A 14840-nucleotide genomic window follows, 5' to 3' on the forward strand; every position below is an offset into this window, starting at 1 on the left:
CCTCTATTTCGACCAATGATATTGCCCTGTCTCTGCATCAATATGACCAATTTGCTTCGCTGGGGTCCCTGCAAAAATCGAATATGGGGGCACATCGGATGTCACTACCGAATTAGCACAAATCAATGAACATTTACCGATGCTCACTCCTGGAGTGACAACAACACCAGATGTCAACCAAACACCCTTTGCGATTGTGACCTTTCCGCTTTCCAAATCACTACGACCACTAAAGCTCTCTGAAGTCGGGTCAAATAAATGATTAGACGCAACGACAGAAACATGTGGCCCTACCAAAACGTCTTCACCAACCTCCACATCACCATTAATGTAGCTGTATAGGCCTATATAACTTCGTGTTCCGATTTGGTTTTCACCAATGCGAACGATAGCTCCTGGAGCAACTCGAACATTATTGTTGGTGAAGCCTAAGATTTGAGCTCTCGACTCGTCATCATGTTTATTATTACTTTGTGTTGTATATAGGGTGAATTTTCTAAATTCCTCATCCGAAAGTTCACCGCCAAATTTTTGTTGAACCGACATATCATCACCTATAAATAAAGGGAAGTAACAGTAACGACTTCCCTTATTGATTATCAATATTTTCACTGACACTAAATAAGCTAATCCGATAATATCCCTGGGTTAGCTTAATTTAAAAACCCAATATCGAATTGAAAACACATTAATTAAAATGAGACCGAGTCAATGCATACTCGACACCACGAATCTCAGCTAAGCCTTTTAAACGGCCTATGCAAGAATACCCTGGGTTTGTTTTTTTATTTAAGTCGTCAATAATTTGGTGACCATGATCAGGCCGCATTGGAATTAAATCACTTTGTCCATTATTAGTACGACGATTTTCTTCTTTAAGAAGTGCAAATATCACTTCATACATATCAACATCACCATTGAGATGAGCTGCTTCATGGAAGTTGCCGGGTTCTTCTTCGCGCTTTGTTGAACGCAGATGCGTGAAATAAATTCGATCACCAAAAGTTTCAATCATCTTCACAAGATCGTTATCGTCTCGCACGCCATAAGACCCGGTACACATAGTAATACCGTTCATTTTGCTCGGTACACGATGCGTCAAGAATTCGATATCTTCAATCGTAGATACCACTCGCGGTAAACCAAGAATTGGGCGTGGTGGATCATCAGGGTGAATGGCCAACTTCACGCCGTACTCTTCACACACTGGGGTAATTTCGTTTAGGAAGTAAACTAAATTTTCACGTAACTTATTGCCGTCAATGTGTTGGTACTGATCCAGTTGCTCTCTAAACTCTTGAAGAGTATAGCCTTCTTCCGCACCTGGTAGACCAGCGATGATATTCGATGTTAGCTGTGCAATTTTGTCATCAGGCATGTTAGAAAAACGAGTTCGAGCAAGTGCAATGTCTTCTTTTGAATACTCTTCATGTGCACCTTCTCGTTCTAGTATGCATAGCTCAAAAACAGCAAAGTCAATATGGTCAAACCTTAATGCTTTTGAGCCATCTGGGAGTACATACTCTAAATCTGTTCTCGTCCAATCAAGAACTGGCATAAAGTTATAGCAAACTGTATCAACTCCGCATTCAGATAAATTGATAATAGATTGCTTATAGTGCTCTATCCATTGAATGAAATTTCCAGTTTGAGTCTTGATCTCTTCATGAACAGGGATACTTTCGACAACTTCCCATGTAAGTGAATTTTCTTCTATTAACTTTTTACGTTTTAGTATTTCTTCTTTAGACCATATTTCACCATTCTTAATATGATGTAATGCCGTTACGATTCCTGTTGCCCCAGCCTGACGAATATCATTAAGCGTTACAATATCATTTGGACCATACCATCGCCAAGTTTGCTTCATAAGTTATTACCTATTATTAATTTTTTTGATGAAGCCTTATTAAGGCTTCATCTGATATTTTATTTAATTAGACAGTGTAAGCTTTTAGTTTTACATCATTTAACTTACCAGCTCGTAGTAATAGCCAAGATATAAACCCGACAATCGCTGCCATTAATACAAATAACATTCTTCCCCACATAGGGTTTGGTATCAGCGTTAATAGGAGAAGCGCTGCACTTGTCGCCAATAACACTCGACCAAGTAAAATGTACTGTTGTCTATCAGCTTCGAAGCTTTGAGGCGAATCTTCTACAATTACTGGAGTTTCTGCATTACTAAAGAACTCTGCGATTTCTTCAGCACGCTTACCTGTTGGCTCTTTATAGAAAAGTTGAGTCAGCAAGAAGAAACCACCTGTGATAATAATGTGCCCTGTTACGCCCATGGTTATCGATTTCATTTCAGCGAATTCACGACTAGACAATGGTTCAGATAAATTAAACAGGCTTTCGATCATTGGTGCATTTGTTGAAGCAATAACGGCTGAAACACAAGCGCCTACGGCAATGGTTGCCCAACATGACCAATCTGGAGTCTTCTTGATAAAGAAACAAAGCAGTGACGGAATAAGCACAGGGAACGCGACAAGCGTACTCACCATCATAAGTGCATCAAATAGACCAAAATCTTGCAGTTTGCTCATGAACAAGCCACAAACAATAATCAACAAGCCGAATACCACGGTAGAAACTTTACTTGCAAACAAGATCGATTTATCTGATTTGTCTTTTGCCATGTAAGGTTCATAAACGTTTTTAATGAATATGCCGGCATTTCTATTTAATGCAGAGTCCATTGACGACATGGTTGCAGCAAACATAGCTGACATCATCAAGCCAACCATCCCAACGGGCATCTCGTTACGAACGAAGACAAAATAGGTGGCATTAGAAATATCTTTGCCTAGAACATCGAGGCCCCATGTAGACATATCTGGGTAATTTCCGCTTACATACCAAGCAGGAAGGAACCAAATGAAAGGTCCAAACGCCATTAGACAACACGCTAGGATTGCAGCTTTACGTGCATTATTAGTATCTTTTGCTGCAATATAGCGGTAAGAATCAATCATATTGTTTGTACTGAAGAACTGTTTGATGAAAATACAGATAAACCAGCCAACAAATAAGTAGGTATAGCTATACCCTTCTCCAACAAACCCTTGATCAGGCAAACCCGCTTCTAGGATTGGTGCTACACCACCAGATTTGTATATCGCTACGATTGTCGCTATGAAGGTAACAACAGTAATGATGATCATCTGTATAAAGTCTGATGCAACTACAGCCCAACTTCCGCCGACCAGAGACATAAGAAGTACAACCATACCCGCAGCAACTATCGTTGTTTCAATTGGGATATTAAATACCGCACTTGCAAAGATCGCTAATGCATTCAGCCATAGCGCAGCCTGAAGTACACTCGACGGTACCGTCGCCCACGTTACAACTTGCTCGCTAACAGGACCAAAACGTTTGCGAATGCCTTGGATTGGACTGATAACTCGCATCTGTCGAGCTCTTGCAGCAAAGAATAAGTAGTTACAAAAGTAACCAAGAGCATTCGCAAAAAAGATAACAGAGATGGATAAGCCAACATCAAGAGCTTTTCCCATTACGCCAGTAAACGTCATAGCACTCAGTGCTTGAAGAAATGCTGTGGACCCAACCATCCACCACAACATTTTGCCTCCCCCCCTAAAGTAATCACTTGTCGATGACGTTGCTGATCGAAACATCCAACCTACTCCGAGGAGGAAAACGAAGTAGCCTATAACTATAAGTATATCGATATTCATAATGAGCCCTAACCGTGATATTTAAAAACTAAACACCTTTCGCTTTCTTTTATATCGCCCCTAGATATTGGCTGTCAAAATTGGTCTACCAATTGGTTGACGCTTCTCACAAAAAAATAAATCTCTGATGATATGCCGTTTAAATAATACAAATGAATGTTACTCTCTAATGGTAATTTTTATAGCCGTCTGATTTTAAAAATTGGAGTGAGAGTGCGGAAGTATGAATAAAAATGTTTTAAATCAATACTTAAAAGAAGAACAGAGAATTGTTCACATTGGCTTAGGGGCTTTTCATCGAGCTCATCAAGCTTTATATACAAGCGAATTGTTAGACAATAAAAAGTCTAACTGGACAATCTGTTCCATTAACTTATTTGGTTCACAATCGCTTATTCAGCAGTTAAGAGAGCAAGGTCATTGCTACACTGTTTTGGAGAGAGGTGCGACAAGCGAACAAATAAAAATATCAAAGGCAATCACTCAATCCTTACATCCAGATCTAGACGGTCAGTCGACTATCATCGAAAAAATTGCGAATCCAAACGTTCGTATAGTCTCAATGACTATCACAGAAAAAGGCTATTGCATTGAACCAAGTACTGGCTCTCTTGATGTTAACAATCGTCTCATCCAGCTCGATCTCGACTCACCTTCTCGTCCAGTGTCCGCCATCGGTTATATCGTTGAAGGTTTAAGACTCAGAAAAGAAAGGAATATTAACGCGTTCACCGTATTGTCTTGCGACAATATTCAAAACAATGGAGAAGTAGCGAAGTCGGCTATTCTTAGTTTTGCAAAATTGGTCGACTTGGAGTTGTATTCTTGGATAGAGGCTAATGTCACATTCCCAAACACTATGGTAGACCGTATTGTTCCAGCGGCAAGTAAAGAAAGCTTATCTTATATAGAAACAGCTATCGGCTACTCGGATCCATGTGCCATCGCTTGTGAACCTTTTCGACAATGGGTAATAGAAGATAAGTTTGCAATTGGTCGACCAAATTGGGATGAAGTGGGCGCGCAATTTGTCGATGATGTCATACCTTTTGAAGAGATGAAGCTACGCATGCTAAATGGTAGTCACTCACTTCTTGCGTACTTGGGATACTTGAGTGGTTATAAGTATGTGTCAGAAGCGATTTCAGACCCATATTTTAAGAAGGTGATTCTAGACTTCATGATGAATGAGCAAACGCCTTCATTGTCGTTACCAAAGGAAACTGACATTGCAGCTTACGCAGATTCGCTGATTGAACGTTTCTCTAACCCAAATTTAAAACACCTTACCTCTCAGATAGCAATGGACGGAAGTCAGAAATTACCACCACGATTTTGTGAATCTCTCAAATATAACCGTGAAAATGCTGTTCAAACAACTTGGTTAGAGTTGGGCATTGCAGGGTGGATGGCTTATGTGATTGGCATGGATGACAACGGCGATGCTATCGAGGTTCATGATCCAATGGCTGGCGTGTTCAAGCAAATCAAACAAGAAAGTAAAACGCCTCGTGAAGCTGTCATTTCTTTATTAAGCATTGATGGTATTTTTGAATCTAGCCTTCTTGCAGATGCCGAATTCGTAAATAAGATAGTCGACCTTTTCGAATGTATTCAAGAGGTTGGTGCAATGCAAACTTTACATAACTTAACAAAAACACTGAACTTAAAGGGCTAGGCATGGAATACAAAAATAAGTTGATTCGATTTGGTCAGAACCGCGTTTGGCGCTCTTACAGTGGTGGTAAGGTTTTAGACCAAATTAATAACGAAAGCGTTCCGGTCGACTCTCATTTTCCTGAAGACTGGATTGCATCGGTCACTAAAGCCGTTAACCCAGGTCGAGAAACAATCAGTGAAGGTCAATCAACTGCGATTATCGGCGATCACTCACTCGATTTCGCCGAATTATTAGATCTAGATCCTGAGTATTTTTTAGGTAAAGAGCACTTCAGTAGATTCGGTCCTAACCCTATGGTTTTGATTAAGTTTCTAGACTCTTCAATTCGCTTACATTTCCAAGCACACCCAACCAGAGAGTTTGCCCAAAAGCACCTAGATTCAAATTCAGGCAAGGCTGAAGCCTACTATATTTTACAAGTTCGTGAGGAGATTGATGATCCTTATATTTATCTCGGATTTCAGACGCCTCCGACTAAAGAAACGTTGAAAGAGATCATTGTTGAACAAGACATTAACCGACTGAAAACTTGCTTCGAAAAAATCAAAGTATCTCCTGGTGAGTGTTACTTTATTCCAGGAGGAATGCCTCACGCGATTGGCGAAGGCATTCTAATGATTGAGATAATGGAACCATCGGACTGGGCTGTTCGATTTGAGTTTGAACGAGCTGGTTATACACTTCCTGAAGAAGCTCGCTACATGAAGCGAGATTTGGACTTTTGCCTTGATGTTTTTGACTATTCAGAGAAGTCGGTTGAAGCTGTGGCAACTCAGAACAAAAAGACACCTCAACTATTAACAGCTTATGCTGACGGATCGGTAAAAGAGTCTCTCATTGATGACAAAACAACCGACAGATATCGAGTTTGTCGCACAAAAGTCATTAGCAGCATCACCAAATCTGAGAACGACTTTTATGTCGGTGTTATTGCTGCTGGCAGTTGTACGATTAAATTAGACGAAGAAATTTTAGTACTCAATAAGTACGATAAATTTTTCTGCCCGGCTGGCATTGAAAATATCACGATAGAAACAGACGATGGCGTCGAGATTATTGAATGCTACCCACCATTAACGAATTAATCCTGAGTTAACGTATTGAAATGGAAACAATAAAACTTTATTACGACGCCTTTATCTTTGATATGGATGGAACATTAGTAAACTCCGAGCCGCTCAAAGGCCAAGCATTAGCGCTGACCTGTAAAGACTATGGTTCCATCGTTGACCACCGTATTTATCAAAATGTAATGGGTATGAAATGGGAAAATGTCGTTCAGTATTTTTTCAAAGTTGGAGAAATCGAACCAGAGAGACAAGAGTTTAACGATAAATTTAAGGAACATTATCAATTACTCCTTTCACAAAGATTATCTATCAATAAAGGTGTCGTTGGCCTCCTACAGCAACTAAAATCTTCTGGGAAGCGATGTGCGGTTGTAACTTCTGCGCAACAGTGGATGGCTAACCAAATACTGGAAGCTTGTAAACTTGAGCACTTGTTTGATCTTGTCATCGCTAAAGAGCATGTTTCAATGCACAAGCCAGATCCGGAAGCTTATTTGTTGGCGCTATCTAGATTAAATGTAACCGCAAGTAAAACCATTATCTTTGAAGACTCGGCTCCAGGACTTCAGGCTGGTTTAGCTAGTGGTTGTGAAGTCATTGCATTTCAACATTCTTTCAACATAAACAATGATTTTTCAGGTGCGTTAAAAATCATTGATGATTTCTCACTTGTCAGTTAAGACCAAAATGCTCACCCTAAGTTTATTTGACTTATTGTATGACATATATCACAGCAACTTGTACCCAAATGATATTAAAATAGAAATCCCCCACTCAAAGATAAAGAGACGAATGAACACTACCACCACTCTTGTTTATGACACTTTGAAAAGCCTTGCTGCTCACGCTCCTGAGCAACATGCCGAGATTCGCCAGCGTTTATATGAGCAGTTGAGCCTGCCATTTAACAAGCAGCTCTCGTTATACGCTAATGTGCTTGGTCCTATCAGCTCAGGTAAGTTAGCGGGATGCGACAATATTGATAAAGCGGTTGAACTGGCACTGGATGTGCTGGAAGGCCGAAATAAGTAGTCCCCCCTTTAATACGTAATATAACGGCCCAGATCTTCCCCCAGATCGGGCCGTTTTTTTATTCTCGTCATTTATCTATTTGAATTTCAGGCACAAAAAAGGCGTAGATGATCCACGCCTTTTGTTTTAGTAAGTTCTATGTTGTTTATGAAGTCTTGAACTGCGCGACCGCTTGGTCCATATCGTTCGCTTGCTCTGCTACCTTGTCCACTTCAACTAAGCAATGCTGCGCCGAAGCGTTATTGTCGTTCGAGATAGTGTTCAGCTCAGTAATTGAGTCACTCACTTGCGCCATTACTGCGCCCTGCTCTTCAATCGCTGAAGCAATACGTTCTGAATTACCTTGGATGCTTTCCATGTCGCTCAAGATAAGTTGCAAGCTCGCATCCAGCTCTTCCGAATCTTTCAGCGTTAGTTGACCTTGTTGATTACACTCGCCAATCTCTGCCATCGACGCCTGCATCTGGCTTTGAATTGCACTCACCACTGAAGTTATCTCTGTGGTCGATTGATGCGTTCTGCTTGCTAGTGCGCGTACTTCATCGGCAACTACCGCAAAGCCACGACCTTGTTCACCCGCACGTGCTGCTTCAATTGCTGCGTTCAATGCCAATAGGTTAGTTTGTTCTGCAATGCCTTGGATGATGTTTACTGCATCGCCGATCTGGTCAACATGATGGTTCAGTGAACTGATCGAATCTTGGCTGCTTGAAAGACGTTCAGACAACTGGGTGATGTTGCTGATGGTTTCAACCACCACTTCACGGCCTTTATCGGCATTCACTTTCGCTTGATGTACACCTTCAGCGGCAACCGATGTGCTTTCAGAGATCTCGCCAATGGTGAGTACCATCTCTTGAACTGACGTTGTCATTGTAGATGTGTGATTTGCTTGAACTTCAAACTGTTTGATTACTGACTCTAGCTCATCATGCATGTTCGATGTGCTTTGTGTCAGTTGCAGTGACTTAGATTGAGAGGCAGCGATAAGCCCTTCCAGTTGATCCAACAGTTGGTTGAAGTATTGGCCTAGCGTGCTGAGTTCGTCTTTACCATCTAGGTGAGAGCGAATAGACACGTCGTTTGAGTTAACGATATTACGGATAACCGAAAGCAGTGACTCAATTTTGCCAATGATAGAACGGACGATTAACCAGCTGAACAGAATGATCGACACAAGTAGTGTGACGCAAAGGATGTTGTTGATCAGCGATAGTTTGTCCATCTCTTGCTGCGTTTGTTGGTCTAGCACCGCCGAGAATTCTTTAAACTGAGTCTCGATAACGTGCGAACCAGAACGCGCTTCGCCTAGCAGGCCTTCGTTATGCTTCAAACCGATCACGCGCTTTTGCTCAACCACTTGGCGAGCAGCGTCTATCAAAGCAGCTGAGCTACTCATATTTGAAGTTATAGAAAGAACACTCGGGTCAAACTCCCCCTTCTCAATTAAGTCATTGAACAGGTAAAGCTCGATTTTTTGTTCCGCACTGGCTGTCGCGCTGATGTTATCGAGCAAAACATGAAACTCGCCTAGCATACCTTTGTCACGTGATAGCCCATAGACTTCGCTCGCTTTAACTAAGTTAACAAAGCTGGTGTGGTAAGTTTCGATGTCTTCACGTAGGTGTGTGCTGTTGGCTAAACCTAAATCACTGAGCACTGTATCTAGCTCAGATTCAGACGCTAAGAATTTTTTGTAGTTTACGTCGAACTTGTCGAGGTATTTCATATCGCTACGCAGTAAAAAATCTTTCTCGTTACGGCGAAGGTTGAGCAAACGCACTTCAAGCTCTTTGGTAATTTGTTTGGCTTCGCTCATTTGAGCGGTGGTGTCTGCAAATTGTGATGTGGTAAACAGCAGTGAAATCATGCCGAAGATGGAGAATATCCCCAACGAATAGAGCTTTTTCTTTATGTTCATATACGTGGCTCGTCTTTACTAAATTAACTATGAGTATCCAAATAAATCGCATCAAAGAATGGATATCCAACTTGCGCGACCTGATTATTGTTATATTTTTTGTATCAGTAATGAGCACTAAATCTAGCGACTGTTCAGCCCACCAGCAGTGACATTCTCAATGGTATTCAAACAGAGAATGAATCTTTTCACTAAAGATAAAAGCATCAATAACACAAATTGAATACATGTACATTAGTTGAATGATAAAAGTGAGAGACAGCTATTTGACAGAACATAAATGGCTTGAATGTTATGGTATACAAGGCATTGAATTAAAAGACTTTGACGCACATTTGGATGCATTATTTATGATGACATTTTTTTGGCTCTCCAGAAGAGCACGAGCGAAGCGCAATATTGGAGGTTTTGACTTGGTTTTTAAACAGTGAATCCGTCTATTGATGATTGTACAGTAGAGCGTAAACGGCGAAAAAAATGGACCTACTCAATTCGAGTCAGGTCCATCTTTTGATTTTCTAGTCAATCGCTTTGCAGCTAAAGAGTTAGGTGCGAATTCAAGGCTGGCTAAAACGCTTTTACCATCTTGGTTAGGCACTTCAATAACACCGCTTTCTCGTCTTCTTCGATATCTTGCGTCAGCTCATTAACCAAATTCAAGTGAAGCTGATTGTGGTGAACGTGTATCTTCTGCCCTTCATCCGTCAAGGCAACCACAATCGCACGACGATCTGTTGGGTGTTCATGGCGCTCAATCAATTCAGCTTTAACCAACTTTTCTATTTGAACAGTAAGTGTACCCGTGGTAATACCCAATTTTTCAGCGAGCTCTTTCATTCTTAACGCACCATGCATACCAAGTACTTCAATGGTGTGTACTTGAGCCAGGGAATAACCCGTCTCTTTGACAACAGACTGCTCCCACGAAGACATTTTATCGTAGAACTCAGTCAGTATTTGGTTAAGCTGTTCTATATTTCGCATGGTCGTTTGAATGCACTTCAAGAGTAAGATGATTAATCTTATCAAACTTGGCGAGCATTTGTTTATATTCAGAGACGGTTTTATCACTGTTTGATTCAAGAGTAATCGCTGCTGAATAGTGATGTCCACTCACCTTCCACATATGGAAATCAGTGACCGATGCATATGGCGTTAAGGTTTCGGTCACTGAGTCACGATAATCTTGGTCGATATTCTCATCCAGTAAGATTGGACTGGTTTGTTTCATAAGGTTCATCGTCCACTTAGCAATCACGAATGCGCCAACCATTCCCATTGCTGCATCTAACCAGTTCCAACCGTAAAACTTACCAAATAGCAGCGCAACAATCGCAAGCAGCGAAGTTAGAGTATCCGCCAACACATGCATGTAGGCTGCGCGTAGGTTGTGATCATGATGGTGTCCGTGATGCTCGCCATGTTTATGACCATGGTCGCTGTCGTGCTCATGGCTATGTGAATGACCGTGATTCTTACTATGATTGTGGCCATGCTCGTGTCCGTGATCATGATGATGATCGCCGAGTAAAAACATACTTACCACATTTACGGTTAAACCAATACAAGCAACGATGATCGCTTCATTGAACTGAATCGCTTGTGGGTTAAACAAACGATGTACTGACTCCACCAGCATCAACAATGCCACAATCCCCAATGCAATCGCGCTGGTGTAGCCCCCTAACACGCTGACTTTGCCAGTACCGAAAGAGAAACGTTCGCTCTCGGCATGTTTCTTCGCATATCGGTATGCAAATAAAGTGATACCAAACGCTGCAGCATGCGTCCCCATGTGCCAACCATCGGCAAGCAATGCCATCGAGCCGTAAATAGTACCTGCAACAATTTCGACAACCATGGTAACGACGGTCAATAACAGGACATAGAACGTGCGTTTCTCACCTTGACTGTTATGTGAAGAAAAGTTGTGTTGGTGACGTGTTGGAAAACTCAAAATGGCGTCCTTAGCTTGTGTTTGTGGTTAGATGATCGTTGCAAATAAAAGCCCTTTGATTGACAAGTAATTTGACAATCAAAGTAATAATTTGAAATTTAGTTTGATTATCAAACTTTGTCAACGATGAATTTTGAAACTCTGATTTGCGGGACGAATAGTTGATGGTGAGCGCTAGTTTGTTCCAAAGATTATTGATTCAGTAAAAACGAGGCTTTCCAGGGACAAAAAAGCCCACTCGAGGTGGGCTGATTGAGTCAAACTCAATGATTGTATTTATTTGTTTTGCAATGAAATAATCTCATCATTCACCCAACCTAACAGCTGCTTGGTTGCTTTCGACAAGACTTGGTTCTGCCGAACAATATAACCAAGACTGGTGCTCGAGAAGTTGGTCAATGGTGTCACTTTCGAATGCAGGTACTGCTTGGTTGATACCGCAAACTCCGGGACAATAGCCACACCAAATCCCGCTTCTGCCCAGTCGATTTGAGCATCGACACTCCCTACTTCCATCACCCTATAATTAGGTAGATTAAGGCTTGGTAAACCTTCATCAATAAAGTCACGCGTTCTCGTATCATGACCTAGTAGAATCAAAGTGAGCTCTGCATCAGAGTCTCGGATATCAACCCCATCGCCAAGCGCACACCAAGAAAGCTCTTGCAGCTTAGTGAAATACAAAGACTCGTTGTGCTGCTCTTTGGCGATAACAAAACCAATATCCGCTTGAGCATTTTTAACTAAATTCGATGCCTGAGATGACGTGGTATTCAAGAGCGTAAGGTCAATACCGGGATACTGCGCTTTGAACTTCTGGAACGGACGAATTAGCAAAAATCGAGAAATGATGTCACTTACGGCAATGGTTAACGTCCCTATTTTAAGGTCGTTAATGGCATTGAGATCGGCCTGACAAATCTGCAGTTCGAGTAGCGTTCTTTGGCTTGTTTCCAATAGCCGTTCTCCCGCTTGAGTCAATTGAAAAGGGCTTCTCTCTATCAACTTTATGCGTGTTTGTTGTTCCAGTTGTTTTAGGTGCAAACTCACATTGGGTTGTGTCATGTGCAGTGCATTGGCCGCTTTCCCAAAATGCTTGTACTCCGCAAGCGTCACAAACGTCTTCAACAAATTAATATCGAGCATCATGTCCTCTCTCTCGTGTCACTAATATCATTCCCTAAAAGTAAAGAATGCCCCATCGTCATTCCCTACAGTGAGGAACGAACGTGATAGGGAATCTCGTTTGTAGCTTAAGACTTTAAGGATATATGAAATCCTTATCAAGATAATAAAGATAATTAATTTCTCTTATCCACCTTGTAGGCCTAACATGATTCCTCAATCAGTTAGGAGAAAAATTATGCCATCTATCGTTGTTGTGGGCGCAAACTGGGGTGATGAAGGCAAAGGCCGCATCGTCGATTTTTTAGCAGACCAAGCTTCTGCTAGCATTCGTTTCCAAGGCGGAAACAATGCAGGTCATACTGTGGTAAATGACTTCGGTACATTCAAACTGCACCAACTACCTAGTGGTATTTTTAATCCTAATTGTACGGCGGTTCTTGGCCCTGGCATGGTGATCAGCCCTGCTGCGCTAACTGAAGAGATTGCAGAAGTTCAAGAGGCTGGCATCAAAGTGAAAATGGCGATCTCAGATCGTGCGACACTGTGTCTCCCTTTACATGCTCTTGAAGATACGCTTGAAGAAGAGCGTTTGGGCGATGGCGCTTACGGCTCTACACGTCAAGGCATTGCACCAGCGTACGGCGATCGTGTAATGAAGAAAGGCATTCTTGTCGGTTGGCTGAATCAACCTGAAATTTTAGAGCAGCGTATTCAATTCCTACTTGATTGGAAGATGCCTCAGCTTAAAGCGCTCTACCCTCAATGTGACTTCTCCCAGACTGCTTCTGAAATGACAGAATGGCTACTTGAAGTAACTAAAGCGTGGCGCCCGTTCATCTGCAACGTAACTGAGCCGCTTAAAGCGCTGCAATCACAAGACGCAAACCTACTGTTTGAAGCTCAGTTAGGCGCAGGTCGCGACCTTGTCTACGGTGAATACCCTTGGACAACATCTTCGAATGTAACCGCAGCTTATGCTGGCATTGGTAGCGGTTTACCTGCACTTCGTCCTGAACGTGTTATCGCTGTTGCTAAATCATTCAGCTCGTCTGTTGGTACTGGCACGCTAGTAACTGCAATGGAAGAACAAGACAGCTTCCGCGAAAGCTCTAACGAATACGGCGCAACTACGGGTCGACCACGAGATATGGGTTACTTTGATGCAGTGGCAACTCGCAACGGTGTTGACCTGCAAGCTGCAACGGAAATCGCACTGACTAAGATTGATTGCCTGTCTGGTTTGTCTGAGCTTAAGATCTGTACTGCTTACTCAGGAGAGCACACAGAGAACCCGATTTGGCCACAAACGGCTGAGCTAAAGCCCGTATATGAAGATATGGCTGGCTGGGATGAAGACATCACGGGTTGCCGCACGTTTGAGAGCCTTCCTCAAGCAGCGCAAGATTACGTTACTCGTATCGAAGAGCTGATGGGTGTGCCAATCGTGATGGTATCGGTAGGTCCTGAGCGCGAGCAAATGATCATTCGAGCTTAGCTTAGAAGACGACAAGATCTACATCAAAGCCCACATTCAGTGGACTTTTTTGATTGTTCATAAAGAACGAGATAAAACAAGGAATTACAGGCACAAAAAAGCCCACACTAGGTGGGCTCTTTCGTATAATGTGGTGCCCGCTACTGGACTCGAACCAGTGACACCTTGCATGTCATGCAAGTACTCTAACCAACTGAGCTAAGCGGGCGATGTTCAAATTTCTTATTACTACCATTGTGACAAACTCAATAGTTATGCAATAAAAACTAAAGAAGGAATGGTGCGTCCGAGTGAACTCGAATCACCGACCCCCGCCATGTCAAGGCGGTACTCTAACCAACTGAGCTACGGACGCATTCCCTTAGAACGCCAACGATGATATCCATGATAAACAGATGGTGCAAGTATTAACTGGCATCTTGCGATTCGTTTGCTCACTTTGCAATCAAAGACATAACAACATGTCGATTTTACACCCAGATTATCGTCAAACCGCTGAAAAACAAAGTTTAGTTAGAAAAATTCTAATCCTTGATGACAACCAATTAACTAACCTAATGTGTTCAATTTGGGATTTTTGTTATCTATACCGTTTTTCTTGGCCTTTACAGTAACCATACAGGTATAGATCAATGCCTATATTTAGTGTCAAAAATTTTGCTTGCCCACTGGGTTACCGTAGTATTTTGATCATTATAAGTGAAAGGCACGCAGAGGCTTTGTAACTCACTGAAATACATCATTCATAAAAATCACCACGATTTTGTAATCGTCGTCATCGAATTACTAGGCCGCAATGACTAAATTCGGATTTTTCATATAAAGTGGCCGGGTTATTACCAACAT

The 14840-nt window shown here is 41.9% G+C and carries 12 protein-coding genes and 2 tRNA genes; 5 read left to right on the forward strand and 9 right to left on the reverse strand.

The window, feature by feature from the left end; all coding sequences use genetic code 11:
* Positions 1-3 precede the first annotated feature (3 nt).
* From LMH68_RS01040 to LMH68_RS01050, 3 genes are all read right to left on the reverse strand, one after another.
* Positions 4-546 carry an acyltransferase gene (locus LMH68_RS01040; RefSeq protein WP_065101257.1) on the reverse strand — a complete coding sequence of 181 codons (543 nt, stop codon included), beginning with the start codon at positions 544-546 and terminating at the stop codon, positions 4-6.
* 142 nt (positions 547-688) lie between these two features.
* Positions 689-1870, reverse strand: coding sequence for a mannonate dehydratase (uxuA, locus tag LMH68_RS01045; protein WP_229647285.1), 1182 nt, complete (start codon positions 1868-1870; stop codon positions 689-691).
* A 67-nt stretch (positions 1871-1937) separates the two neighbouring features.
* Entirely contained in the window at positions 1938-3710 is a 1773-nt protein-coding gene (locus LMH68_RS01050; protein ID WP_065583619.1) for a sodium:solute symporter family transporter, read from the reverse strand.
* Positions 3711-3933: 223 nt separating this feature from the next.
* On the opposite strand from LMH68_RS01050, the gene LMH68_RS01055 reads away from it, so the two are divergent.
* The 4 genes from LMH68_RS01055 to LMH68_RS01070 all read left to right on the forward strand — a co-directional run bounded on the left by LMH68_RS01055 (position 3934) and on the right by LMH68_RS01070 (position 7493).
* Positions 3934-5388: a mannitol dehydrogenase family protein gene (locus LMH68_RS01055; protein ID WP_102333272.1), complete on the forward strand. Its 1455-nt coding sequence runs from the start codon at positions 3934-3936 to the stop codon at positions 5386-5388.
* A 2-nt stretch (positions 5389-5390) separates the two neighbouring features.
* On the forward strand, positions 5391-6476 hold the full coding sequence (locus LMH68_RS01060) for a class I mannose-6-phosphate isomerase (protein ID WP_065583617.1): 1086 nt from the start codon (positions 5391-5393) through the stop codon (positions 6474-6476).
* Between the two features lie 20 nt (positions 6477-6496).
* Entirely contained in the window at positions 6497-7141 is a 645-nt protein-coding gene (locus tag LMH68_RS01065) for an HAD family hydrolase (RefSeq protein WP_229647284.1), read from the forward strand.
* Positions 7142-7253: 112 nt separating this feature from the next.
* Complete coding sequence (locus LMH68_RS01070) at positions 7254-7493, forward strand: PAS factor family protein (protein WP_004733935.1); 240 nt, start codon at positions 7254-7256, stop codon at positions 7491-7493.
* Positions 7494-7638: 145 nt separating this feature from the next.
* Here LMH68_RS01070 and LMH68_RS01075 read toward each other — a convergent pair whose 3' ends face one another.
* The 4 genes from LMH68_RS01075 to LMH68_RS01090 form a co-directional block, all read right to left on the reverse strand.
* On the reverse strand, positions 7639-9363 hold the full coding sequence (locus LMH68_RS01075) for a methyl-accepting chemotaxis protein (RefSeq protein WP_029236381.1): 1725 nt from the start codon (positions 9361-9363) through the stop codon (positions 7639-7641).
* Positions 9364-9981: 618 nt separating this feature from the next.
* Entirely contained in the window at positions 9982-10398 is a 417-nt protein-coding gene (locus LMH68_RS01080; RefSeq protein ID WP_017059185.1) for a MarR family winged helix-turn-helix transcriptional regulator, read from the reverse strand.
* Entirely contained in the window at positions 10376-11371 is a 996-nt protein-coding gene (gene dmeF / locus LMH68_RS01085; RefSeq protein ID WP_229647283.1) for a CDF family Co(II)/Ni(II) efflux transporter DmeF, read from the reverse strand. The genes LMH68_RS01080 and dmeF overlap by 23 nt, the downstream gene beginning before the upstream one ends.
* A 276-nt stretch (positions 11372-11647) precedes the next feature.
* Entirely contained in the window at positions 11648-12520 is an 873-nt protein-coding gene (locus tag LMH68_RS01090) for a LysR family transcriptional regulator (protein ID WP_229647282.1), read from the reverse strand.
* A 214-nt stretch (positions 12521-12734) separates the two neighbouring features.
* On the opposite strand from LMH68_RS01090, the gene LMH68_RS01095 reads away from it, so the two are divergent.
* Entirely contained in the window at positions 12735-13994 is a 1260-nt protein-coding gene (locus LMH68_RS01095; protein ID WP_017059182.1) for an adenylosuccinate synthase, read from the forward strand.
* A 131-nt stretch (positions 13995-14125) separates the two neighbouring features.
* On the opposite strand, the gene LMH68_RS01100 is transcribed toward LMH68_RS01095, so the two are convergent.
* Both LMH68_RS01100 and LMH68_RS01105 read right to left on the reverse strand, forming a co-directional pair.
* Positions 14126-14202, reverse strand: a tRNA-Val gene (locus LMH68_RS01100).
* Between the two features lie 70 nt (positions 14203-14272).
* A tRNA-Val gene (locus LMH68_RS01105) sits at positions 14273-14349 on the reverse strand.
* Between the last annotated feature and the right edge of the window lie 491 nt (positions 14350-14840).

Source organism: Vibrio sp. F13, from assembly GCF_020806305.2.
GTDB classification, from domain to species: Bacteria; Pseudomonadota; Gammaproteobacteria; order Enterobacterales; family Vibrionaceae; genus Vibrio; species Vibrio crassostreae_C.